Origin of the sequence: Pseudomonas sp. LF-5 (assembly GCF_037626295.1) — a bacterium.
Taxonomy (GTDB): domain Bacteria; phylum Pseudomonadota; class Gammaproteobacteria; order Pseudomonadales; family Pseudomonadaceae; genus Aquipseudomonas; species Aquipseudomonas monsensis.
In genome coordinates this window covers 69736-94504 of record NZ_JARKMT010000011.1, presented here as the reverse complement: position 1 = coordinate 94504, position 24769 = coordinate 69736, and the positions used below count along the sequence as shown (strand labels likewise).

Below are 24769 nucleotides of genomic sequence, written 5' to 3'. Positions count from 1 at the left end.
TTGTGGGAGCGAGCTTGCTCGCGAAGGGGCCATCACATCCAACATTCATGTTGGCTGATCCACCGTATTCGCGAGCAAGCTCGCTCCCACAAGGAACTGCGGCGCTGATTATTCCGAGTCCGAACCAGGGAAACCGTATGAGCCTGTCACTCCTGAGCCGCTACGCCTTCTTTGCCGGCTGCGTGATCTTCACCCTCGCCAGCCTGCCTTTTCTCGACCACGACTGGCTGTGGCCGATCACCGCCGTCACCGGCGCGCTGAGCCTGCTCGGTCTGTTCGATCTGCTGCAGAGCCCCCATGCAGTCCGCCGCAACTACCCGATCCTGGGCAACATCCGCTATCTGGTCGAAGGCATCCGCCCGGAAATCCGCCAGTACCTGCTGGAGTCCGACAGCGACGCCCTGCCCTTCTCCCGCGCACAACGTTCGCTGGTGTACTCGCGAGCGAAAAACGAAACCGCCGACAAACCGTTCGGCACGCTGATTGATGTCTATCAATCGGGTTTCGAATTCATCGGCCATTCGATGCGCCCGGCGCCGTTGAGCGACCCGAGCAGTTTCCGCGTCACCGTCGGCGGCCCGCAATGCACGCAGCCGTATTCGGCCTCGGTGTTCAACATCTCGGCGATGAGCTTCGGCTCGCTCAGCGCCAACGCCATCCGGGCGTTGAATCAAGGGGCGAAACTCGGCAACTTTGCCCACGACACCGGCGAAGGCAGCATCAGCCCCTATCACCGTGAACACGGCGGCGACCTGACCTGGGAACTGGGCAGCGGCTACTTCGGTTGCCGCACCAGCGACGGCCGCTTCGACCCGGAACGCTTCGCCGCCCAGGCGCAAAATCCGCAAGTGCGGATGATCGAAATCAAGATGAGCCAGGGCGCCAAACCGGGCCACGGCGGGATCCTGCCCAAACACAAGGTTACCCAGGAAATCGCTGACACCCGCGGCATCCAGATGGGCGAAGACTGCATCTCGCCGTCACGCCACAGCGCGTTTTCCACACCCATCGAGCTGATGCAGTTCATCCAGCAATTGCGTGAACTGTCCGGCGGCAAACCGGTGGGCTTCAAGTTCTGCCTCGGTCATCCATGGGAGTTCATGGGCATCGCCAAGGCCATGCTGGAAACCGGCATCCTGCCGGACTTCATCGTGGTCGATGGCAAGGAAGGCGGCACCGGCGCCGCGCCAGTGGAGTTCACCGACCACATCGGCGTGCCGATGCGCGAAGGCCTGCTGTTTGTGCACAACACCCTTGTGGGCCTGAACCTGCGCGACAAGATCAAACTCGGCGCCAGCGGCAAGATCGTCAGCGCCTTCGACATCGCCAGCGTGCTGGCCATCGGCGCCGACTGGGCCAACTCCGCGCGCGGCTTCATGTTCGCCATCGGCTGCATCCAGTCGCAAAGCTGCCACACCAACAAATGCCCGACCGGCGTGGCGACTCAGGACGCCTTGCGCCAACGCGCGCTGGTGGTGCCGGACAAGGCCCAGCGCGTCTACAACTTCCACCGCAATACGCTCAAGGCGCTGGCGGAAATGCTTGCCGCTGCCGGTCTTGAGCATCCGTCGCAACTGTCGGCCAAGCACCTGGTGCGACGCATGTCAGCGACTGAAATCAAACTGTTTTCGCAATTGCATGTGTTCCTCAAACCCGGCGAGTTGCTCACCGGGGAAGTGAACGGCGAGTTCTATTCGCGGATGTGGCAGATGGCGCGGGCGGACAGTTTTGAACCGCAGGAAGTGGCGGCGGCCTGAACCATGCAGCGACCGTGGCAGCCATCAACCACAGGGCAAGCAGCGGGTACATTCGTACGTCCTGGCTTATCTGCACGCTGCTCGGTAGCAGTGCCAGCAACAATGCGGCAATGCGGGTCGCTGCCGACGTCGCGACCAGGCTCAAGAGTTTCAGGGCAAGCACCATGGCACCGATATCGGCCAATACCCCCAACGACCTGACAGCCCCCGCGCTGTCACCGAACCAATGAATCCAGTAATGCAGGATCAGGTAGTAGAGCGGTGGGTGATTATCCTTGCCCGCAAGGGCCAGAATCTGCGCGGGTGCTTGGCGCGCAACCCGGATACCGAACGCCTCGTCGTACCAGATCGGATTCAAATCGATCGAGTAGAACCGAACGCTCAACGCCAGTACCAGGCACGTCAACAGCACAAGACGATGGATGTGCTTTGTACCTTCCCAACCTTTGAAGGCAGGCAGCTGTTCGAACGCGCTCATGACTGATGCCTGCGAAACAGCACTAACCTGAAAAAACAGTACCCCAACAACAAATTGACCGATGTGAACACCGCCACCGTCAGCAATCCCGGCAGATCGCGCGCATCCGCAAGCATGCCAATCGCAAAACTGAGCGCGGCCATCACAACGATAAACAACAGGTAAGCGAACACCGACGTTCGTCTGTCCAGGGTGTACAGCATGTTCACGTAAAACGAGAACGCCGCTGCCACGCAGAACGCGGCAAAGTTGCTGGCGGCCTGAGACAAACCGGCGGCGCTACACAGGACGAAGAAAATCTGCCAATGGATCAATCCATCGGCGATGCCGATCACCATCAATGCAGAGAATCCTTTCATGCCGTGCTCCTTGCCCTTGACTCGCTTGCCGAGGTTTCAAGCTAGGGCAGGACGGGGTGACCGGTCTACTGTCAGAAATTACAGGTGGCGGCACTATCCCGACGAACGGGCATTCCTTCCTCTACAAAACAGTGGCCATGAACACCGGGCGGTGTGCATGAAAAACGGATTGATGGCGCCAGCCTGCAAAAACCCCGGCCATTGGACCGGGGTTTCGGGCATTTCAGGTGGCAGGTTTACGACACCGAACGTACTGCGCCCTGCGGCTCACCGGTCGGCTGCAACTTGAACACGTAGAACAACACTGTCAGCAGCATCAGGAACGCTGGCCCCACATACAGCGCCACGCGCGTATCCGGGAAGTACGCCATCAGGCCGACCACCAGCACCAGGAAAGCCAGGGCGAAGTACGAGCTGACCGGATATAGCCACATCTTGTATTTCAGGCCGGCGCGCTCGCTGGCGCTCAGGCCTTTGCGGAATTTCAGTTGCGCCAGCAGGATCATCACCCAGGTCCAGATCGCACCGAAGGTGGCGATCGAGGTCACCCAGACAAAGACTTTTTCCGGCACCAGGTAGTTGAGCAGCACGCCCAACAGCAACGCGCCGATCGACAGCAGCAACGCACGGCGCGGCACACCGTTGTTCGACGTCTTGGCGAAACCGGCCGGGGCCTGACCGTTTTGCGCCAGGCTGTAGAGCATGCGCCCGGTGCTGAAGATGCCGCCGTTGCACGACGACAGCGCGGCGGTGATCACTACGAAGTTGATGATGCCGGCAGCGGTTTTGATGCCCAGGCGTTCGAAGGTCATCACGAAGGGGCTGCCCTGGGTGCCGATTTCGTTCCACGGGTAGATCGACAGGATCACGAACAACGCGCCGACGTAGAACAGCAGAATGCGCCAGAACACCGAGCCGATTGCGTTCGGGATGGTCTTCTGCGGGTTGCGCGCTTCACCGGCAGTCAGGCCGATCATCTCGACACCGAGGTAGGCGAACATGACCATCTGCAGGGACATCAGCACCCCGGTCACGCCGTTGGGCATGAAGCCACCGTGGGCCCACAGGTTGGAAATCCCCAGCGCCACGCCGTCGTTACCAAAACCGAAGGCAATGATGCCGACGCCACCAATCACCATGGCGATGATGGTGACGATTTTGATCAGGGCGAACCAGAACTCGAATTCACCGAAGGCCTTGACCGCGATCAGGTTGATCGAGCCCATGCTGAGCAGTGCCGCGAGGGCCCAGATCCAGCGCGGCACATCGGGGAACCAGATGCCCATGTACACGGCGACGGCAGTGATTTCTGCAACGCAGGTCACCAGCCACAGGAACCAGTAGTTCCAGCCGGTCAGAAAACCTGCCAGTGGACCGAGATAGTCCTGGGCGTAGCGGCTGAACGAACCGGCCACCGGGTTGTGCACGGCCATTTCGCCGAGGGCGCGCATGATCACCAGGATCGCCAGACCGCCGAGAATGTAGGACAGCATGATTGCCGGGCCGGCCATTTCAATGGCCTTGGCCGAACCCAGGAACAGACCGACGCCGATACAGGCACCGAGCGCCATCAGGCGAATATGCCGTTCGCCGAGTTCGCGTTTGAGCGGACCGCCCTGAGCGGTTTCGCCGTGAGGCAGGTGATTGCCAACTGGCATAGGGGTGCAACCTCGTCTTGTTATTGGATATGACCACCGAGTGTCGAAGCGTCGGCCGATAGGCCCTGGCTTGCATGAAACCGCGCCTGCCTCGTGGGCAAACGCGTCTTGTAGGACAAAACCTGCAAGATCAGCGGGGCGTGCAGTATAAAAAGCCTTGGGCAGGTGTTTTCACTCTATAAACCACAACATTTAGCGACAACTCTCGGCAAAAGCCCGGTTTGCGGAGAGGCATTCCCTGCTCGACGCCGGGAAATCCGCCACTAAAAATGGCGCCGAGTATTGCACAGCAATGGTGCAGCGTCATGCCCCTGCCTTACCGCATTTGATCTACCGAGCTCTCTAGCTCAATGGTCCTGAAGCCTCCCCCCGTGTGGCGAGGGGATTTATCCCCGTTCGGCTGCGCAGCAGTCGTAATCCCTGAACACGCGGTTGTGCAGGTGAATATCAGTGCTGGATTTGGGGCCGCTTCGCGGCCCAACGGGGATAAATCCCCTCGCCACAGATCCCCGGTTCAGTTGAGACAAATCCTTCATCTCATATGAATTCTTCAGCCGCTGAGACTTCACCCGATTCAGAAATTTCACTCAGCCATTGCAGCCACCAATCGAGCCTTCAGGCACTAGCCTTGGGAAATCCGATGAACGAATGCAAGGATGCCAACGTGCCAGTCAAACCCCAATCCCACCGCCTGCGCCAAGGTCGATGCTCAGAAAACGGTCGCGCCTACCTCATCACCTCGGTTGTGCACAAACGCCAACCCGTATTTTCAGACTGGCAGACAGGCCGATTATTGGTTGCAGAACTGCGTCGGGCGCATGAACAAAGGGTCGTGGAGTCCATCGCCTGGGTTGTGATGCCTGATCATTTCCATTGGTTGATGCAACTGCAACACGGCTCACTTGGCGAAGTCGTTGGCAGCGTCAAGGCGCGCTGCACTCAAGCCGTCAATCAAAAGACGGGACGACGTGGGCCATTGTGGCAAACCGGCTACCATGACCGCGCCATTCGTGACGGCGAGGACTTGAAGCCCTTCGCCCGCTATATCATTGCCAATCCCCTGCGTGCCGGGCTGGTCGAGAAGATGGGCGACTATCCGCTCTGGGATGCCTGCTGGATCTGAACGGAACAGTTCCTGCTGCACTGCGACTCATTGTGGCGAGGGGATTTATCCCCGTTCGGCTGCGCAGCAGTCGTAATCCCTGAACACACGGTTGTGCAGGTGAATATCAGTGCATGGATTTGGGGCCGCTTCGCGGCCCAGCGGGGATAAATCCCCTCGCCACAGATCTCCGCTTCAGCTGAGACAAATCCTTCATCTCATATGAACTCTTTAGCCGCCGAGACTTCACCCGATTCAGAAATTTCACGCAGCCATTGCAGCCACCAATCGAGCCTTCAGGCACTAGCCTTGGGAAATCCGATGAACGAATGCAAGGATGCCAACGTGCCAGTCAAACCCCAATTTCCATTGGTTGATGCAACTGCAACACGGCTCACTTGGCGAAGTCGTTGGCAGTGTAAAGGCGCGCTGCACTCAAGCCGTCAATCAAAGGACGGGACGACGTGGGCCATTGTGGCAAACCGGCTACCATGACCGCGCCATTCGTGACGGCGAGGACTTGAAGCCATTCGCCCGCTATATCATTGCCAACCCCCTGCGTGCCGGGCTGGTAGAGAGGATGGGCGACTATCCGCTCTGGGATGCCTGCTGGATCTGAACGGAACAGTTCCTGCTGATCTGCGACTCATTGTGGCGAGGGGATTTATCCCCGTTCGGCTGCGCAGCAGTCGTAATCCCTGAACACGCGGTTGTGCAGGTGAATATCAGTGCATGGATTTGGGGCCGCTTCGCGGCCCAACGGGGATAAATCCCTCGCCACACACCATCAGACTGATTCCCATCGCATCATTCGCTTCAGTTTTGTTCAGACCATTCCCCTCCCCACAGCCCCCACAATTTATTCACCAGCGCCAACCACCGTCTAAGCTTCAGACAAGTCCGATCAATCTGCGTGAATGGATCAATCGACTATGGGCGCTTTGTGGCAAACCGATTCGAGTAAAGCCGTGGTTCCGACTGAAAGTGTGGATGAAGCGCCTGTCCCTGGAAAACCACGCCGCAACCGGCATGGCTGGAAGGCTTTCTGGTTGTTGCTGGTGATTATCGCGATAGTCGTGGGCCTGGCTGCATCCAAAGAGATGCGTACCTCGCGGTTCCAGGCCCGGGAGCTCAGCCAGTATGCCGCCGGGCTGACCTACACCCTGGAGCCGGGGCCCAGCGAAGCCATTCGTTATCCGGGCAACGGTCCGTTCGACCTGCGTCTGGGCTACAGCGCCCTCGATGAATTCCTGCCGCGCCTGCTCAAGCGCAACTACGTCATCACCGAGCAGACACGCTTTTCTCCGGCCCTGCTCAGCTATACCGACAAAGGCCTGTTCGTGCCCTATTCCGAAAAGATCCAGGCCGGGCTGTCGATTACCGATTGCCGGGCCGCGCCGCTGTACAGGTACAACTATCCGCAACAACTTTATGCAAGCTTCGAGTCCATCCCGCCGGTGGTGGTCAACAGCCTGCTGTTCATCGAAAACCGCTTTCTGCTCGACCCCAAACAGCCACTGGCGAACCCGGCGGTGGACTGGCCGCGCTTCGGCATGGCGGCGTGGTCGCAGGTGGCGAAGTTGCTGCACTTGCCCGGGCAATCGGCGGGCGGCAGTACCCTGGCCACGCAACTGGAGAAGTACCGCCACTCACCCGACGGCTTGACGGTGTCCGGTGCGGAAAAAATCCGCCAGATGATTTCCGCCAGCGTGCGCGCCTATCAACCCGGCCCTGAAACCCTTGCAGCCCGTCAAAACATCGTGCGCGATTACCTCAACAGCGTGCCGCTGTCGGCGGTGCCCGGGCACGGTGAAGTGCATGGCATGGCCGAAGGCCTGCGAGTCTGGTACGGCAGCGATTTCAACCAGGCCAACGAACAGTTGAACAGCCCGGCCACCGATCCGAAAACCATGGCCGACAAAGGCCTGGCCCTGCGCGAGATGCTGTCGCTGATGATCGCCCAGCGCCGCCCGTCGCATTACCTGAACAAGGGTCGCGAAGAGCTGGCCGACCTCACCGACAGCCACTTGCGCCTGCTCAAGCAGAACGGCGTGATCGACAGTGCCCTGGCCGATGCCGCGCTTGCCAGCAAGGTCAGCTATCGCGACTGGCAGACCCAGCCGACGATCCAGCCCATCGAAACCAACAAAGGCATCAGCGTCGCTCGCAGCCGTCTGGCGAGCATGCTCAATCGTCCGCTGTACGACCTCGACCGCCTCGACCTGTCGGCCACCAGCACCTTGCAGGGCGATCTGCAAACCCAGGCCACCGCCTACCTGAAGAAGCTCGCCGACCCGACTTACGCCGGCGAAATCGGTCTGCTCGGTGAGCGCCTGCTGACACCGACCAGCACCACTCAGGTGCGCTACAGCTTCACCCTGTTCGAACTGACCCCCGACGGCTCGCGCGTGCGTGTGCAAACCGACAGCACCGATCAGCCCTTCGACATCAACGAAGGCAGCAAACTCGAACTGGGCTCGACGGCAAAAATGCGCGTGCTCACCACTTACCTGCAAATCATCGCCGAACTGCACGACAAGTACGGCGCCATGAGCGTGCCGGAACTGAAGAAAGTCGACGTCCCCGACCAGGATCGCCTGAGCCAGTGGGTTATCGAGTACCTGATCCAGAACAAGGACCACGACCTGTCGAAGATGCTCGGCGCAGCCCTTGATCGCAAATACTCGGCCAGCCCCGGCGAGGCGTTTTTCACTGGCGGCGGCCTGCATGTGTTCCACAACTTTCGCAAGGAAGACAACGGCCGCATGCCGACCCTGCGCGATGCCCTGCGCGAATCGATCAACCTGCCATTCATTCGCCTGATGCGCGATGTGGTGCGCTATGTCACTTATTCGGGGCCCAACAGCAGTGCCGAATTGCTCAAGGATGATCGTGACCCGCGCCGGCAGGAATACCTGGCGAATTTCGCCGATCGCGAAGGCACGGCGTTCCTGCTCAAGTTCTGGAAAAAATACAAAAACAAAGACACTCAGGCGCGCCTCGACACCTTCCTCGACAGCATGCGCCCGACGCCGATCCGCATGGCCGCCGTGCATCGCTACCTGCTGCCCGATGCCAGCCAGGAAGATTTCAACACGTTCGTACGCTCGCACCTCAAAGGCGCCAAGCTCACTGAAAAACTCACTGACGATCGCCTGATCCGCCTCTACGATGCCTACGGTCCCGGCAGTTTCGATTTGCCCGATCAAGGCTTCATCGCCAAGGTCCATCCACTGGACCTGTGGATGATGGGCTACCTGTTGAAGCACCCGGATGCGACCTTCAGCGAGATCGTCAAGGCCAGTCATTTCGAACGCCAGGAAGTCTACAGCTGGCTGTTCAAGAGCAAGCACAAGGGTGCCCGCGACAGCCGTATACGCACCATGCTCGAGATCGAAGCGTTCCTTGAGATTCATCAGCGCTGGCAGAAGGTCGGCTACCCGTTCGATCATCTGGTGCCATCGCTGGCCACCGCCATCGGCAGCTCAGGTGACCGCCCGGCGGCACTGGCCGAGTTGATCGGCACCATCCTCAATGACGGCGTGCGCATGCCGACCCTGCGCATCGACAGCCTGCATTTCGCCGCCGGCACGCCCTACGAAACACAACTGGTCAATGACCCGCATGTGGGCAAGCGGGTGATGCCATCCGAGGTCGCCAACGCCATGCGCGAGGCGCTGTCGCAAGTGGTGGACGCCGGTACGGCAAAACGTGTTTCCGGCAGTTTCAAACTGCCTGATGGCAGCCCACTGGCCATGGGTGGCAAAACGGGTACCGGTGACAACCGCATCGAAGCCATTGGTTCGGGCGGACGCATCCTCAGTTCGAAGTCGATCAACCGTACGGCGACGTTCGTTTTCTACATCGGCGAGCACCATTTCGGCACCCTCACCGCGTTCGTTCCGGGGCGCTCGGCGGAGAACTTCAAGTTCACCTCGGCCCTGCCAGTGCAGGTGCTCAAGGGCATGGCGCCGATTCTGACGCCGTATCTGCAACCAGGCAGCGACTCACAATGCAAACCGACGCAGACTGCCAGCGTGGCGATGCTCGAGGCGCCGCACCCTACGGCGAGGTAACAAATCATGTCGGCCTTTTCTGCATCAGGGTGACGAATTTTCTTTCCGGCGGGTGGTATCTATGTATTTTTCAGATTCGAATTTTTGTCGGGTTGGTGACCCGCAACGCGGTTTGCCTCCCGATCTTTGAACTTTTGTTTTGCCCTGCCCTGAGTAGGCTGATCACTCCTCAACAATCAAGGATGATTGGCCATGTCTCTCTCTGCCCTGCCTGCGGAAAACGCGGACAAAGGACGGCACTACGAATTCATCAAGTCCGCCGTCAACAACACCTTCAAAATCGCCACCGCCAACCGGGTTCTCGCGCTGGCAGCCACGCCGCTGAAAGTTGAACCCTGGTACACCGATGCGCCTTCGGCGTATCTGAGCAAACTCGATGCGGCCAACCTCAAGGCCTGGGATTCACAGAATCAGGTTGACCACCTGCTGGCGAAAACCGATCTCTATGCCTTCGCCGAGCCTCTGCTCAAGGCCAGAATCAAGGAGCGGCACGGCATCGAGCCGGACGTCAAAAACACCTTTCTGCGCCTGTACCTGCCCAAGGAACAGCCGTGGTACGCCATTGATACTTCCGGCGGCATCGTGACCCACACCGTCTCACTGCTGGATGCCGCCCTGCACAACTTTGCCAGCAGTGAAACGGTCGGTCATGGCTCTGACTACATCAGCCGGCCCGATGAACGTGGTCTGTTCGATATCGTGCCGATCAAAAGCGCCATGCCCATCAGCCAGTTTCAGACGCTGTGCCGCGATCTGGATATCGGTGCACAGTTCAAAAAACACCTGGAAAGCTACCTGCTGCCCGGCGAACCGCTGGCCGAGAGCGTGCTGCAATACAAGGTGAACGAGAGTCAGAAGGACGCCCTCGCCGTCGCCGCGCATGTGGCGCTGATCAAGGAAGATATCCAGTACGACGCCTACAAAATGCTCTTGAGCCTGGCCGGTGACAAACCGCAACTGCTGCTCAATGGCCGCTCGATGCAGTGCTCTGACCTGTCGCTGCTCGGCACCCGGCTGACCGGGGTCCTGGTGCTGACACACACAGTATCGGACAGCCGCGGGATTCGACGCCTGATCGTCTACATTCCCCACGACCCGGATCACCCGCTCAAGGAGTACAGCTCTCTGAAAGCCTTCCGCGATGAATTGGTGCGCCAGTTTCGCGAGGACCGATACAGCGAGTCGACCCAACTGACCTACCGCCAGTTCTTCAGTCAGTTCGTCGACCACCAGCAGCGCGGGCTCTTCCTTGCCGAGCTTGAGCAACGCCTGTTCATTGTCAGGTATCACCCGCGTCAGGATCCCACCGACCAGCGGCCGGCGTGGCGCAAGGACCCGCGGGACAACCCCAACCTGCAGTTCGGCAGGGTGAAATTACAGGGCGATTACTGGCGCCACGCCTACCAGCAAAAGCTCAACAAAATCCTCAACGACAGCCGGGAAATCGCCGTCTCCACCGCCGATACCGACAGCAACGCACGCTGGGCCTGGTGGGACAACTTCAAGAAAATCGTGTCCGACATCTTCAATGTTGCGCTGATGATCGCTACCCCGTTCGTCCCCGGGCTGGGTGAATTGATGATGGCCTACACGGCCTATCAGCTCACCACCGAAGTCGTCGAAGGCCTGGTGGATCTGGCCGAAGGCCTCTGGCAGGAAGTGGCCGAGCATGTGATCGGCGTGGTGACCGACCTGATTCAACTGGCGGCATTCAGCGCCGGGGCGCAGATCGGTGAGGTCTTCAAGATCAAACTGTCGCCGCTGGTAGAAGGCATGAAACCGGTGCGGTTGCCTGACGGCAAACCGGCGCTGTGGCATCCGGACCTGACGCCTTATGAACAGAAAAGACTCAACCTGCCGGCCACTGCGCAACCCGACAACCATGGCCTGCATCAACAAGGCAGCGACAGCCTCCTGCCGCTGGAGGGCAAGCTCTACCGCATCGAAAAAGCCTCGCCGCACCCGGAGTCGCGCACCCACCGGATCAAACATCCCGATCGCGTCAACGCCTATCGACCGACCCTGGAACATAACGAACACGGCGCATGGCTGCACGAAGCCGAGCATCCGAGCGAATGGTCGGACATCCGTCTGATGCAGCGCATGGGTTATAAGGTCGAGCGTTTTTCGCCTGCGCAACTGGAACAGATCCGCATCAGCAGTGGCACCGAACACCAGGAACTGCGCCGGATGCACAGCGACCACAGCCCGCCGCCGCCCCTGTTGGCCGATGCGATCAATCGCTTCACCGCGTATGACGACACGCAGATCGCCATCGAGCGTATTCGCACCGGCCAGCCCATTGATCCGCAATCCGCCTGGTTTGAAACCATCGCCACCGCGATACCCGGCTGGCCGCCGGAGCGGGCCATTCAAGTCGAACATGATCCGCTGCAATGGAACGGCCCCACGCACAAGTACGGCAACCCCGGTGCAACCGACGCCGATACCCTGACCATCAGCCACCACGACCTCGTTGCCGGCCGGTTGCCCGAACGCCTCGTGACCTTTCTCGATGACACCGAAATGCATAAACTCCTCGGTCGTGACGTGCCCGCCGCCGACCGTCCCCAGGCGTTGCGCAACGTGCTGGCCGATGCCGTCCGGCAGCGTCAGGGCGAAGTGTCCGAGTACCTGTATCGCTTCGGTGAACGCTCCAAAAAAGTCGACGTCCGCGTGCTGCGACGGCGCTTTCCTGATTTGCCGCTGCCGCTGGCCGAAAAGCTCCTGAGCCAGGCCAGGGCCACCGACCTGCGGCGTATTGCCGACGAATCGCATCTACCCCTGGGCCTCAAGGCACGAGCCCGGGAACTGGATTTCGAAGCCGCCGCCGCCCGCGCCTACGACGGCTTTTACCACGACGAAAAGATGCTGCCGGACACCGAGCGGCTGGCGTTGAATACCCTCAGATTTTACAGCGACACGTTTTCCGAGCTGCGCATCGAAGTGCGCGACGGCACCCGTGACGGACCGTTGCGCTGCAGTGCCGGGCCACAGGATGCCGTCATGGTGCGACAACTGATCAGGCATCAGTTCGGTCAGTACGAAGTGCTGGACGGTAACGGCCGCTCCCTGCATGAGCCGGGTGATTTTTTTCGCGCCCTGCTCAACGCCCTGCCCGATCAACAACGCACGGCACTGGGTTACACCCGTAATCAAGGCCGGTTGTTGAAAGACTGGATCATGGAAAAATCCGCCCCCCCCGCCGAACGGCGCACCTTGCTTGCGCAGCCACCGATTCGTCCGGTGGTGCCCCTGGAAACCCAGATCCTGCTGCGTGGCTGGCCGCGCCTCTGGAGAGAAAGTACCCCTGAAGAGCGGCTCCAGAAGCTGTACCCGAAAATGAACGAGCGAGAGCTGAAAGCCTTTCTCAATGCCTTGCAAAACAAAGGTGATCCCGGCGCAGCCATCACACGACTGGAAAGCGACCTTGAGCATTTGCGCAAGACCCTGCAAAGCTGGCGAGACAGCTATCCGCCCGAGCTGGACAACTCCGGAGAACCCATCCCAGGCGTATCAACGGACTACTTGCGCAACGGCGGGAAGAAAATCGAGGACGCGTTGATGGACTGCTTCAAGCGCGAAGGCAAGATTTTCGGTGAGCGCAGCAGCCACCCCGACCAGGGCTACACACTGGACCTGTCCTCTGATTTTCCCGGTCCGAATCTGGATCGCCACTGGCAGAAACTGCGCCAGCGTCCCGGAATCGACCTGCACCTTGCCCGGATCCGCGCGTTGAAACTCGACAACGCGCGTTTTTCCGCCGGTGCCGACGGCTTGCTGGACAGCTTCCCGCACCTGCACCAACTCAGCGCCCGCCAGTGCGCACTGACAGACATGCCACCCGCCATCGGCCGGATGCGAGAACTGCGCGACCTGGATCTGGCCGACAACAATATTGCCTCTCCCGAGAGCATCAGCGAGCTGACCCGACTGGAAACCCTCAATCTGAACGGCAATCCCTTGCGTCGTGCGCCCGATGTCGGGCAGATGAATCGGTTGCACGAATTGAGTCTGGCCAACACTCGGCTCGAAGACTGGCCCGAGGGGTTGTTCAAGGTCGGTGCGCAGGACAAACCCCGCCCACGGCGATTCCTGCTGGACATGCGCGACACCCCGATCAGGCATCTGCCCGAAGTCACCCCGGGATCCGTGCAGGCCTTCATTCTCAGCCGGGCACGCTTTGATCGGTCCAGATTGGCCGCCGATGACGTCGCCCGACTGGAGGGCTACCGCCAATCCACGGGTTTCGCGCGCCAGCAAGTTTTCGAGCCGGCCGCCGCTGACGAGCTCCGCTATTGGAAACAATTTCCCGACGATCGCCAGGCTTTCGGCCCGTCGCAAGCATTCCAAAAGTACCGCGAGGAGTCTTGGCATGACCTGAGGGCGGAACCCGAATCCGAAGGTTTTTTCAGTGTCATCCGCCATCAACGCCTGAGCCAGGATTACCGCGACGAGCGCTCCCGGCGCCGTCTGACCAAGCGGGTCTGGGACATGATCGAAGCCGCAGCACTTGATACGCCACTGCGCGAAAAGTTGTTCAAACAGATTGTGTCACCGGACGATTGCGGGGATCTCGGTGCCCAGCTGTTCAACTCCCTGGGCATGAAAGTGCTGGTGTCCAAAGCCTACGAAGAGTCGCACACGCCAGAGGAGCTGGACACCCGCCTGGTACGCCTGGCCCGCAGTGCTGCTCGGCTGCAGCACGTCAGCGAGGCCGCCAGAGAAGAAGTCAGACTACAGACGCAGCAGAATCTGACTAACCCGAACTATCTCGCGCCGGACGAAGTGGAAGTTCATCTGGCGTACGAGACGGGACTGGCCCAGCGCCTGGATTTGCCCTGGCAATCCGACGGCATGCTGTATCAGCCTCGCTCGGGGGTGGATCAGCAGAAAATCAATGCCGCCCATGACACGATCATCAAGCGTGAGGAAGGCGACGGGCTGGTCAACGCCATGATCGAACTGGACAGCGATCCGTTCTGGGAGCGCCATTTGCGCACGACCCATCCGGATCGCTATACCGCCAGCGACCAACTGGCAGTGGACAAGCTGTCATGGCTCGATGAGCTACGTGATGCGCAAGCGCAATGGGCGAAAGAAACCGATGTGGCGCGACTGAACCCACTGGCGAAAAGGATGACGACACTGGCGAATGATCTGGGGCTCGACGAGAAGGGCATCTTCAGTGGCGAAGCCATGAGTCAGGCAAGTTACGACGCCTGTTTGAGCGACATCGCCTACTCCCGCAACGACCTGTCCCGCCAGTTGACCCGCGAAGCCCTGGCCCGGGCCGGCCTCTGAACCACACCGTGAACCGGCCCGCTACAGGGGCCGGTGACCTTCAACCCACCTCGGAATCCCAGATGACCGTGACATTGCCCGAGTACTGTCGGGCGGTGCCGGGCTGGATCATTTCGTCCACCGCGTCCCGTGCGACCTCGAAATGCAACGTACCGACCTTGCGATCCAAATACACACCGGGCTGGAAGATATCGGAGCCGCTGACATCACGCAGCAGACGATGGCGATTGACCGGTTGGCCTGAGCTGTCGGTCAGGCCGTTGGGCAACGAAACACTGACCTCCAGCGGCGCTGCGTGCCCTGCCGTCGGCTCCCATAACGCGCAGTTATTGCCCATGGAGTACTGACATCGCAGGTTCATCCTGAAGCGACTGGACGCCGAGATATGGAACGTCTGGTCGCGAAACAGCCGCGTCGGCTTGCGCCCCTGACTCAGCCAGGTTTGCCAGCCGCCTGCGGGTTCGAGCACCACATGTTGACCTCCGGGGGGAAGGTCGACTTTCAAGGTATGCTCGACGGTCAGGGTGAAGTTCAGGCTGATCAGGCTGTCATCAGGCGACATGACATCGCCCATGTCGAAATCCCCGTGCGGCCCGACGCTATAGTTCAGCGTTCCGCGATAGACGCCGGAGGTCATTTTCAGCGGGTTGGGCGTCACCAACTGATACGAGAATCCGGCGTCCACATACGCAAAATCATAGTCCTCGTCGATCGTCACTTTCGCTTGTTTGGCGCACGTACCCGCGTCCGCCGGCACTCGCCAGAAAAAAGCGTAATAGTAGGCATTGCCATAGCCAACGCCACCGACCAGGCAGGGCGCGGGTGCATTCACCCAGCTCGCATCCCAGACGCCCACCGGCAAAGGCTTGCTGATGGTATAAGCCGCACCAATACCGTTGACACGCATTCTGACCGTTTCGCTTGCCCCCGTGCCCTCATGGATCACCGTGATGTCGCGCCATGACGATGGCACCCTGAACATCGGCCCCTTGCGTTCGTCATGCAGGGCTGCAATGGGCCCCGTCGACTTGAAGCGAATGGGCAATCCGACACTGAAGACGCCGTTTTCGCAATAGGAAGGATGGTCTCCGCAATAGCCTCCCGGTGGCGTGGTGTTCACGAACTCATTGCGCGCGGGGTTGGAAGGGTCCGGGCGGAAATTCGCCGTGATGTCCAGAGTGACCGCATTCGCCTGGGTCGCGAACAAACTCGTCAACGCAAGCGCACACGTGGCCTTGATCATCGTATTCATCTTGGGCCCCCTCATGCGCCCGGCGTCCTGGCGTTGAACAGCAACAGCACATTGCCGCTGTAATCCCCTGGGCGATAGCCGCCCGGCGGCTGGACCGGTTCGATTTCCAGCGGCACGCGCTTGCCCGTTGCCGCTTCTTCCTGCGAGACCACCTGGCGCGGCGTCATGTCTGCGCTGAGTTCTACGCCATTGAAACTGACCCGCAGCGCGATGTCCTCGCCCGCCCGGCCATTGGACAAGTAGGCCGAGCTTTCCAGGCGCGCTTCGATGGCGCTGGTGTCGTGCCGCACATCGAAGTTTTTGTGCAAGCCGCCCAGGCTCGACTTGGCGTGATTCCATTCAAGCCGCTGAGGCCGGTGAATCCAGTCCGACTCTGCCGGAATGATGTAAAACGGCCGGCTGGGGACAATCAGGGACACCTCGAAGGTGTGCTCCTCACGGGCCGCCCAGACGGCGTCGGCGGTCAGACCGGCCATGGCCATCAGCGCGACGGCGGTGCATTGCTTGATCATGTTGGTTACCCGTTGCGTCAATGGAAAGCAGGCCTAGCGGCTGACGACCTTCAGGGCTTTTTTATCGGCGCCCTCGATCAGGAAGAAACGGTATTCACGGCCTTTTTCCTTATCGAAGGCGAAAGCCTTGCCGGCCAGCACGTGATGTTTGGTGGTCGCCCCGCACTCGGTTTCGTTGCTCAGCGAACAGCTCTTGAATTCGTCGATGATCACCACCGTGTTGCCGTCATTACGCAGTTCATAGCGGCTGGCGGTCTCATTGACGGACGTGGCAAAACGCGCGTCCTTGGGGCGCACGAAAAACACCGTGCCGAAGCCGGTCATCACGTTGACGCCGGCGGTGAGGGTCTTTTTATACGCATCACGTTCCTCGCCGCTGACGGCGAATTCATCTTCCTTCTCCGGCACCACCGGCACGAACCGCACACGGAAGTAGCGCTCGCGGTCACGCTCGCCCATGTACAACAAACGCGTACCCTGCATGCCCTGAGCCGGCACGATCAACCGCGCAGGACTGGCCATCAAGCCATTGCGCGAGGCGCCGTCGGCGGCGTTTTCCACGGCGACTTCCTGCGGTGTGCCGTCAGCGCCATAGATGATTTCCAGCACATTGACCTTGACGAATGCCGTGGCATCACCGCTGTTGAAGACCCGCTTCAGGTAGGTGCTCTGGCCGGCTTCCAGGTAGTCGTAAACCGTGCCGACGTTAATCTGCGGACCGGCCTGCGCCGGCAGGCAAAACACGCTGAGCAGGCCCAGCAAAAACAAGCGATTCATTATTTTCAGCTCCATGAAAGACAAAGGGTCACCGCGGACATTCAAACTTCCGAGTCCCAAATGATGGTGATACTGCCGCTGAGCGTGTCGCTCATGCCGGGGCGCAGGAGAAAGTCGATGGCGTCCTTGGGCATCTCGAAGCGCAGTGAGCCGGCCTTGCGATCCAGATAGAGGTCGGGCTGGAAAGGCCCGGCCCAGGTGTCGAATCGCAAACGGTGCAGTTTCACCTCGCCGCCGCCCGGCCCGGTGATGCCCGGCGGCAGACTGAGAAAGGTTTCAACCTCGGTGGTATTGCCCTGCGGACTGTTCAGCCGGCAGCGTGTGCCGCCGAGCGAGTTGCACAGCATCATGACTTTGAAACGCGAGGACGCAGACAGGTAGAACAGCTGATCACGATAAATCCTCGCGGGTTTGCGCCCGCTGTCGATCCAGGGTTGCCAGCCGCCTTCGGGCTCGAGCAGCACTTTGTTGCCACCCGGCGGCAGATCGACCTTGAGGGTGTGCTGCACATCCAGCACGAAGTCCAGGGTCAGGCTGCCATCGTCCGGAGTGAACAGTGGCCCGAAACTGAAATCACCGGTCGGGCCAATGCTGTACGACATCGAACCGGTATAGAGCCCGGAAGACATGCCCAACGGATTGGGGGTACGCAGTTCGTAGGCAAAATCGACGGTATCGAAATACATCGACGGGATGGTGTACGCCGCAACCTTGGTGCACGTCGCTTCCACCGGGGCCTTCCAGAAAAACCCATAGCTTTGCGGCGTATAAGTACCCACGCCGCTGTAAAGGCAGGGCGCCGGTGCGTAAACCCAACTGCTGCCGGTCCACAATTTCCGATGGCCTTCGAGAGCGTTCTCGACCCCCACCAGGTTCGCGGCAGTGTCACTGAGGGTGAATCTGGAACCGATGCCGATGATCCGCACTTCCACCGTTTCGAATTCCTGGGTTTCTGCATTGATCACTGTCAGTGGCCGCCAGTTGGCCGGAACCTTCAACGCGATGCCCACGCCTGGCAGCAGCGCTCGCGTGGAGTCCAGCCGGATCGGCAACTGGATACTGAACATATTGTTCGACGCGCACTCCCCCGGCAGGTTGGCACAGTAGCCGCTGTTGGGCGTCTGGTTGACGAACACGTTCTTGTTCGGTTGCGCCCGGTCCGGAGTAAACAACGCCCGGATCTCCTGATTGGCCGCCTCTGCCGCCGACACGCCCAGAACCAGCCAGAGCCCCAGCCCGCCTATGGTCTTTTTCATTGCTCAACCCGCCTTCTGATCGGTGAGGCCGACATCGGCCAGCGTGTCCGGTGTGCAGCGCAGATCCCCGATCATCAACACATTGTTTTCCTGGCGATGGCTGTCGGCGTTCAGGCGGAACTGACACAGCAACTGATTGTCTTGGCGCACTTCCAGCGTCGGCGAGCCGGCATTCATCTCCATCGAAAAAAACCCGTCGACCTCGGTCACGCCACGGCTGGCATGGTTGATCACGTGGTGGCCCTTGAGCGGCCGCCCTTGCCCATCGACCAGCCGGCCGAGCACAGTCAGGGTTTTCATCACGCGGATCTTGCGGTACTCCACGCCACCCTTGTTCAGGTGATAACGCGTGCGCGCCGGAGCAATGGTGGCCGCCGGGGCATGGGTGCCCTCGAAGTCGAAACTCACCGAACTGTTCTGGTACGCCGTGATCGGGATGAAATTGCGCCCCGGCTTCAATGCCGCACTGCCGCCGCTGAAGTCGTCGGCACGCAGCACAATGTCGTCGACATCGGATTCGACATCGACAATCATCCCGGCGCCGCGCATTTCGGTCTGGCTGGTCATCAGCATTTTCTGGCCGCCGATGACCAGCGTGCTGTCGACGTTGAGACCGCCCGTGAAGTCGCCGTTGTAGGACGAACGCTGAATGAAGCCGTCGCCATTGACCGCGTCGGTACGGAAGTTCGCCAGGCTGGACATGCCGACGCCATAGGTGTCGGTGAGTGCCGTGAGCGAGACGTTCTGCAACACGTGATCCTTGAAGTCCTTGCGCCAGCCGATCGAGCCGTTGTTGTCGCGGCTGCCGTCGCGGGCCGTACGCGAGCCGATGCTGCCGGTGATCTGCTGCCCGGGCGCGCCCAGCGCCATGTTCACGCTCAGGTCGACCCCGCGGTTGCGCGCATCGCCACTGCTGTAACTGCCCGGTCGGTCAAACAGCGACAGGCGCCAACTGGCGTCGCTGCCAAATAATGTGGTGCGCTGGGTCCAGCCCAGATCGGCACCGAGGCCCTCGACGTTGCCTTCACTGTGCGACACCCGGGCGTTGATCGAGTTTTTGCTGCTGACCCGGTGATTGATCGCCAGCGACGAATTGCTGGTCTGGCCGACAAACACATTCCGCGGTCGCACGCGGGTGCCGTCCGGCAGCGTGTCGTAGGTGTTGGTGGTGTCGAGCCAGCTGCGGCTGTGGCTCAACACCACACTGCCCGCTCCATAGCTGTAAAGGCTTTGCAGATCCAGACCGGTGCCGTAGTCCTCGGTCTTGTAAACGTTGGCGTACAGGCTGAGATGATTGGCCAGTGTCCAGTCGATGGACGTACCGTACTGCAGCTTTTCGCGGATCTGGCGCGCCGACAGCCCGAGAATCACCCGCGGATGCATCAGGTAGTTGACCGATGCGCCGGCCGTGGGGCTGCCACTGGACTGCGAATCCCAATTGCTCAGCAGTTTGCTTTCCTCGCCGGCAAACACGTTATAGCGCCAGCGCTCGTCGAGGTTGCGCCAGTTGCTGGGCTTGTACACCAGCTCCTGGGTAGTGGACGTGATCTGGCCGTCTTCGATCAATCGCACTTCCACTTCATAAATGCCCCCGGGCAGCGGCCGGGTGTCGAGGGTCTGCAAGCCGGCCGGCACCGATTGGGTGTTGATCAGCAGGCCGTCGCGCCAGATCTCTACCGAGCCTTGTCGGTTGGCCGTGACGTAGATCGGATAGACACTGGGCAAGGGACTGTTGATCGCCAGGCTGTCGGAGCTGCCGTACATGACGCCGACTGCAGTGTCGGGACTGGTGCCAAACGTACGCGGCTGGCGGCTCAGCCCTTCGGAATTGGGGGTGAAATAGCCCAGACGAAAAAAACTGCCTTGCAGTTCGCGCTGGGTGTGCAGTTCATGGATAGAGTGATAGAGCTTGTCGTCCGGCCCGCCGAGGCGCGCCAGTTGCAGGTTCAATGTCTGGCTCCAGTTACCCAGACTGCCGCTGGCCTCCAGGCCGAAACGCCCGCCCAGGTTCTGATCCTGGCCGCCGTTGAGGTTCAGTTGATTGCGTACCATCAAGCCGTGGCTACCCTCCTCGGGCAGCTCGTGATAGCGCTTGGCTTCAAGGTCGCGCTCCGCGTTTTCGGTGAGGATGGAAACCAGAGAGTTTTCCAGGTTGTAGTGCACCGCCAGCACTTGATCCGGGCAAGAGCCGGAACAGTTGCCCAACGGCACGCCGGGCTTGAGATACGCCGCCCATTTTTCCCGCTCGGCAGGGCCGTAGCGGTTTTCACTGGTGTCGGTGAATTCCAGCAGCGTGATGCGATCATCGCGCGACAACACCACCATGGCCTCGCCCAGCGGCTGATGATCGAGTTCGACCCGAACAGCCAGAGGCACATCAAAGAAATGCTCCTCGAAATCCGCCGGCAAGCCTTTGGCTTGGGCCAACAGACTTCGCGGCGTGGTGCCGGCGGAATCGGAAGCCACGGCTGCGCTGGCGCAAAACAGCAGCGCAAGCGCAGCCGCGATGGGTGTCATCGGGAACATGAACTCTTACTCTGATTACGAATGGGGAAAGTCCACCGGGGCAGGCAGCGCTGTCCCGGTGGTTGACGCTGGCAGAATGTCAACGTCTGTTACTGATCACTCGATCAAGGCGTAATGATCGGAGTGACGGCATCAAAGGTCACCGCAACAACACCGGTGTAATCACCCGGTTGAAAGGTGGTACCCACGGCACTGATCTTGATAGGCGCACGGAAGTTATCGTTGGACTCTGTCTCGCCAACCACTTCTTGAGGTGTAGTGGTGAGGGTTTTATTGTTGATGGCAACTTGCAGGTCGATGCTGTTAGCACCGGAAATCAGCTTCGGTGCAGTATCGACACTGGCGTGAACCGAACCGTTGTTGTTGCGCACATCGAAGAAACCGTTGATTTCACCCATCCGCCCGGTGGTCGGCTGGTAACTCATGTCCTGATCCTTGTTGACCAGATCAGGGTCGGTCGGCACGACATAGAAGCCGTTGGTCGGCACATGAGCGACGATATTGATCGAGTGAGCGGCCTCACCGGCGGCGAATGCTCCCGAAGAACCCAGCGCCAGAAGAGCCAGAGGAGCAGCGATTGCGATTTTCTTGAACATCGTTCGTACCTTGTTTTCTTGATGGAAAGGAGTGGATTGAAAGTTCAGGAAGACCACCAGGGGAGTTGGGTCAGGTCAACCTGAACTTTCAATGCCGGAACATCATCGACTGTTGCCTCTGGAAAGTAAGCAAGTAACTTCCGATAACCGCGTAGTTCAACAACCTCATGACCAGCAAGAAAAAAGAACAAAAAAACGATATTCAAAACAACGACTGTAAGTTATGCCCTACATACAGATTAAGTTAAAAAACCATACAGCACTTTTGCCCTTGCACGACAAGGTCTTAGTTAAAAACCGGGAAGGCTCCGGCAAGTAAATAGAGCTTTGACTTTAATTTCGAAGTTACGCCTCGAAAAACATCCGCCGAAAATTCCCTGTTGCATTCCCGCCGAACCTCACCGCTCGTCTGCCGCCCGAGGATCGGGAAAAAAACGCCTTGCGTCAGCCTCAAGATATATCTTAAGTTGTATCTAAACATGACGAGAGAAGAGCGAAATGAGAGACCATCATTCCCCCCACCGCGAACACGGCGATGGCCGCGACGGCTTTGAAAAGCGCCCCGGGCGCGAACGCGGCGGCCGTGGCCCGCGGGTGTTTGCCCCCGGCGACCTGAAATTGCTGCTGCTGGCGCTGGTCGCCGAACAGCCTTGCCACGGTTACGACCTGATCCGCCAGATCGAAGGCATGTTCGACGGCGCCTACAGCCCCAGCCCCGGTGTGATCTACCCGACCCTGATCTTTCTGGAAGAAAGCGAACTGATCAGCGGCGATGCCGAGGGCGGCAAAAAACGCTACAGCGTGACCGACGCTGGACGTTTGTCTTTAAGTGAGCAAGCCGTGGCGCTAGATGGCGTGCGCATGCGCATCGACGTCAGCAAGCGTTCGTTGCGCGGCCATGACCGGCCGCCGGAAATCCACGAGGCGGTGCATAACTTGCGTCACGCCCTGCAACTGCATCACGGGCGCTGGAGCCCGGAAGAAATCCTGCGGGTGCGCGACCTGCTCAACGACACCGCCAAAGCCATTGTCGACGGCCCCGCCGTTCAACCTGCCTCGGAGAAAGCCGAATGACTGCAGTCGATACCCAAACCATTCACCGTGTCATGCACGAAATCAAACGCCGCAAACTGCAAGTGCTGCGCGTGGTCGACCTGACCCCGCGCATGCGCCGTATCACCCTCGGCGGGCCGGAGCTGGCCGGATTCATCAGCCTCGGCACCGACGATCACGTCAAACTGCTGTTCCCGCAGAACGCCGAACAGACGGCAGCGCTGGAGACCCTGGTGCTCGGCGCTGGCAAAAGCGATGTGCCGATGCCCGAAATGCGCGACTACACCCCGCACCGCTACGACCTCGACACACTCGAGCTGGACATCGACTTCGTCCTGCACGGCGACGGCCCCGCCTCGACCTGGGCCGAGCAGGCGCAACCCGGACAGTTCCTGCACATTGGCGGGCCACGCGGCTCGATGATCGTGCCGGACATCTTTGACAGCTACCTGCTGATCGGCGACGAAACCGCCCTGCCCGCCATCGCCCGCCGACTCGAAGGCCTGGCAGCCCATCGCAAGGCGCTGGTGGTGATCGAAGTGGAAAACGGCCGCGAGCAGCAAGTGCTGGACAGCGCCGCGCAGGTCAATGTGATCTGGGTATTGCGCGAGGGCGGCAAGGACAACCTGCTGACCACCGTCAAACAACTGCAGGTGCCCAAGGGCAATCTGTATGCGTGGGTGGCCACGGAGACCAAAGTTTCACGACAGATCCGCCGGGTGCTGCTCGATGAGCACGGGCTGGATGAGCAGTTTGTCAAAGCGGTCGGCTACTGGCGCGCCGAAGGCACTGCCGAAGAGGAGTGACTTTTTGCTATTCACCCTCCACTTGAGGGGTGAACTCAATTGTGGCGAGGGGATTTATCCCCGATGGGCTGCGCAGCGGCCCCAGAACCTGCACCACGGTGAGCCGGGTAATCCGCGGAGGCAGGTTTCAGGGCCGCTCCGCGCCCCATCGGGGATAAATCCCCTCGCCACAGGTTTGCATGCATTCAGGACTGCGATCCGCGCAATCGGTCGAGGCCGATCAGCGCCAGCGCAATCAGCACAAACCCCACCAATATCCCCCCGGCATTGATCAACACCTGCGGATAACCGAGCACCGCCACATCAATGAACGGATACGCATACGCGCCGAGCAGATGCCCGCGCAGCAAGGCGTAGATGAAATACACCAGCGGGTAAATCAGCCACAGCGGCAAGTGCCACAGGCGCAACGTCCCCTTGGGCACACAGCACCACCAGTAGCCGAGAAACAGCAGCGGCATCACGTCGTGCAGCAATTCGTCGGCAACAAATTGCCAGCCCTGCGGGTGCCACAAATGCCGCAGCAAAAGGCTGTAGGCCAGGCCGACCACCGTGATGCTGACGGCAATGCCGCTGCTCACCCACGGCTGCAAAAACCAGCGGCGCGCGGCGGACTCCCGCTGGGTCACGGCGCAGGTCAGCACCGTCGCCACCAGCGTGTTGGTCAGAATCGTGAAGTAGCTGAAGAAGCTGACCAGGCCGCCCAACAGGCTGGCGCCGATGCTCAAACGCGCGAAGAAAATCAGATAAAGCTGAATACCCAGTCCCGCCCAGCCCAACACGGCCGCGCAGGAGATCAGGCGTTGGCGCCCCACGGTGTCCATCTCAAAGCGGTCGTTTGGTGCGCATCAGCTTCACGTAAAGACGCTCGACCTTCTCCCGCGCCCACGGGGTCTTGCGCAAAAACGTCAGGCTCGACTTGATGCTCGGGTCGCTCTTGAAACAGCGGATATCAATACGCTCGGCCAGCCCCGACCACTCGTAATGCGCCACCAGCGCATTGAGAATCTGTTCAAGGGTTACGCCATGCAGCGGATCGGGAGTGTGGTCGTTCATGCCAGGCCTTTGGACGATGGGAAAATGCACAAGCCGCGCACCTTAGCCGAGGGACCGGTCAGGTGGAAGGCCTTGCTTCAAATGTAGGCCAACCGGAGAAGATCGCAGCCTGCGACCCGGCCTACAATGCGCCCGTTTGACGCACTGTTACCGATTGCGAAACGCTGCATGTCAGCAAAAGCCCTTTGTCTTTTTGTTACA

The 24769-nt window shown here is 60.1% G+C and carries 17 protein-coding genes and 1 pseudogene; 7 read left to right on the top strand and 11 right to left on the bottom strand.

Annotated elements, in window-relative coordinates; genetic code table 11:
* Positions 1–137: 137 nt before the first annotated feature.
* Positions 138–1757 (top strand): FMN-binding glutamate synthase family protein, encoded by a 1620-nt coding sequence (locus PseuLF5_RS23935; RefSeq protein WP_267798705.1) that lies wholly within the window; start codon positions 138–140, stop codon positions 1755–1757.
* Here the strand turns inward: PseuLF5_RS23935 and PseuLF5_RS23930 are convergent.
* The 3 genes from PseuLF5_RS23930 to PseuLF5_RS23920 form a co-directional block, all read right to left on the bottom strand.
* Positions 1666–2235, bottom strand: coding sequence for a hypothetical protein (locus PseuLF5_RS23930; RefSeq protein WP_340134848.1), 570 nt, complete (start codon positions 2233–2235; stop codon positions 1666–1668). The genes PseuLF5_RS23935 and PseuLF5_RS23930 overlap by 92 nt on opposite strands.
* Complete coding sequence (locus tag PseuLF5_RS23925) at positions 2232–2594, bottom strand: polysaccharide synthesis protein GtrA (protein WP_322376049.1); 363 nt, start codon at positions 2592–2594, stop codon at positions 2232–2234. Before PseuLF5_RS23925 ends, PseuLF5_RS23930 begins: the two co-directional genes overlap by 4 nt.
* Before the next feature lie 236 nt (positions 2595–2830).
* Positions 2831–4252, bottom strand: coding sequence for an amino acid permease (locus tag PseuLF5_RS23920; RefSeq protein WP_322376048.1), 1422 nt, complete (start codon positions 4250–4252; stop codon positions 2831–2833).
* Positions 4253–4916: 664 nt separating this feature from the next.
* Between PseuLF5_RS23920 and PseuLF5_RS23915 the strand changes: the two genes are divergently transcribed.
* The 4 genes and pseudogenes from PseuLF5_RS23915 to PseuLF5_RS23905 all read left to right on the top strand — a co-directional run bounded on the left by PseuLF5_RS23915 (position 4917) and on the right by PseuLF5_RS23905 (position 14734).
* Positions 4917–5375, top strand: coding sequence for an REP-associated tyrosine transposase (locus PseuLF5_RS23915; RefSeq protein ID WP_128614242.1), 459 nt, complete (start codon positions 4917–4919; stop codon positions 5373–5375).
* Between the two features lie 340 nt (positions 5376–5715).
* Positions 5716–5973: pseudogene (locus PseuLF5_RS28355) on the top strand (REP-associated tyrosine transposase); the annotation flags it as partial.
* Positions 5974–6286: 313 nt separating this feature from the next.
* Positions 6287–9430, top strand: a complete 3144-nt coding sequence (locus PseuLF5_RS23910; protein ID WP_340134847.1) for a biosynthetic peptidoglycan transglycosylase — start codon at positions 6287–6289, stop codon at positions 9428–9430.
* 192 nt (positions 9431–9622) lie between these two features.
* Positions 9623–14734, top strand: a complete 5112-nt coding sequence (locus PseuLF5_RS23905; RefSeq protein WP_340134846.1) for an NEL-type E3 ubiquitin ligase domain-containing protein — start codon at positions 9623–9625, stop codon at positions 14732–14734.
* A gap of 40 nt (positions 14735–14774) precedes the next feature.
* Here the strand turns inward: PseuLF5_RS23905 and PseuLF5_RS23900 are convergent, their stop codons facing one another.
* The 6 genes from PseuLF5_RS23900 to PseuLF5_RS23875 form a co-directional block, all read right to left on the bottom strand.
* Positions 14775–15986 carry a hypothetical protein gene (locus PseuLF5_RS23900; RefSeq protein ID WP_340134845.1) on the bottom strand — a complete coding sequence of 404 codons (1212 nt, stop codon included), beginning with the start codon at positions 15984–15986 and terminating at the stop codon, positions 14775–14777.
* Between the two features lie 11 nt (positions 15987–15997).
* Positions 15998–16498, bottom strand: coding sequence for a CS1 type fimbrial major subunit (locus PseuLF5_RS23895; RefSeq protein WP_128615645.1), 501 nt, complete (start codon positions 16496–16498; stop codon positions 15998–16000).
* Between the two features lie 33 nt (positions 16499–16531).
* Positions 16532–17275, bottom strand: coding sequence for a molecular chaperone (locus PseuLF5_RS23890; RefSeq protein ID WP_123466121.1), 744 nt, complete (start codon positions 17273–17275; stop codon positions 16532–16534).
* Between the two features lie 41 nt (positions 17276–17316).
* Positions 17317–18531, bottom strand: a complete 1215-nt coding sequence (locus PseuLF5_RS23885; RefSeq protein WP_128615644.1) for a hypothetical protein — start codon at positions 18529–18531, stop codon at positions 17317–17319.
* Positions 18532–18534: 3 nt separating this feature from the next.
* Entirely contained in the window at positions 18535–21057 is a 2523-nt protein-coding gene (locus PseuLF5_RS23880; protein ID WP_267798687.1) for a CS1-pili formation C-terminal domain-containing protein, read from the bottom strand.
* Between the two features lie 104 nt (positions 21058–21161).
* Positions 21162–21653 (bottom strand): CS1 type fimbrial major subunit, encoded by a 492-nt coding sequence (locus tag PseuLF5_RS23875; protein ID WP_123466115.1) that lies wholly within the window; start codon positions 21651–21653, stop codon positions 21162–21164.
* A 498-nt stretch (positions 21654–22151) separates the two neighbouring features.
* On the opposite strand from PseuLF5_RS23875, the gene PseuLF5_RS23870 reads away from it, so the two are divergent.
* Together PseuLF5_RS23870 and PseuLF5_RS23865 are read left to right on the top strand one after the other, a co-directional pair.
* Positions 22152–22727: a PadR family transcriptional regulator gene (locus PseuLF5_RS23870; protein WP_340134844.1), complete on the top strand. Its 576-nt coding sequence runs from the start codon at positions 22152–22154 to the stop codon at positions 22725–22727.
* Positions 22724–23512: a siderophore-interacting protein gene (locus tag PseuLF5_RS23865; protein WP_340134843.1), complete on the top strand. Its 789-nt coding sequence runs from the start codon at positions 22724–22726 to the stop codon at positions 23510–23512. The genes PseuLF5_RS23870 and PseuLF5_RS23865 overlap by 4 nt, the downstream gene beginning before the upstream one ends.
* 185 nt (positions 23513–23697) lie before the next feature.
* Here the strand turns inward: PseuLF5_RS23865 and PseuLF5_RS23860 are convergent, their stop codons facing one another.
* Together PseuLF5_RS23860 and PseuLF5_RS23855 are read right to left on the bottom strand one after the other, a co-directional pair.
* Positions 23698–24336, bottom strand: a complete 639-nt coding sequence (locus PseuLF5_RS23860) for a Pr6Pr family membrane protein (RefSeq protein ID WP_340134842.1) — start codon at positions 24334–24336, stop codon at positions 23698–23700.
* A 1-nt stretch (position 24337) separates the two neighbouring features.
* Positions 24338–24568, bottom strand: coding sequence for a VF530 family protein (locus PseuLF5_RS23855; RefSeq protein WP_003227831.1), 231 nt, complete (start codon positions 24566–24568; stop codon positions 24338–24340).
* Between the last annotated feature and the right edge of the window lie 201 nt (positions 24569–24769).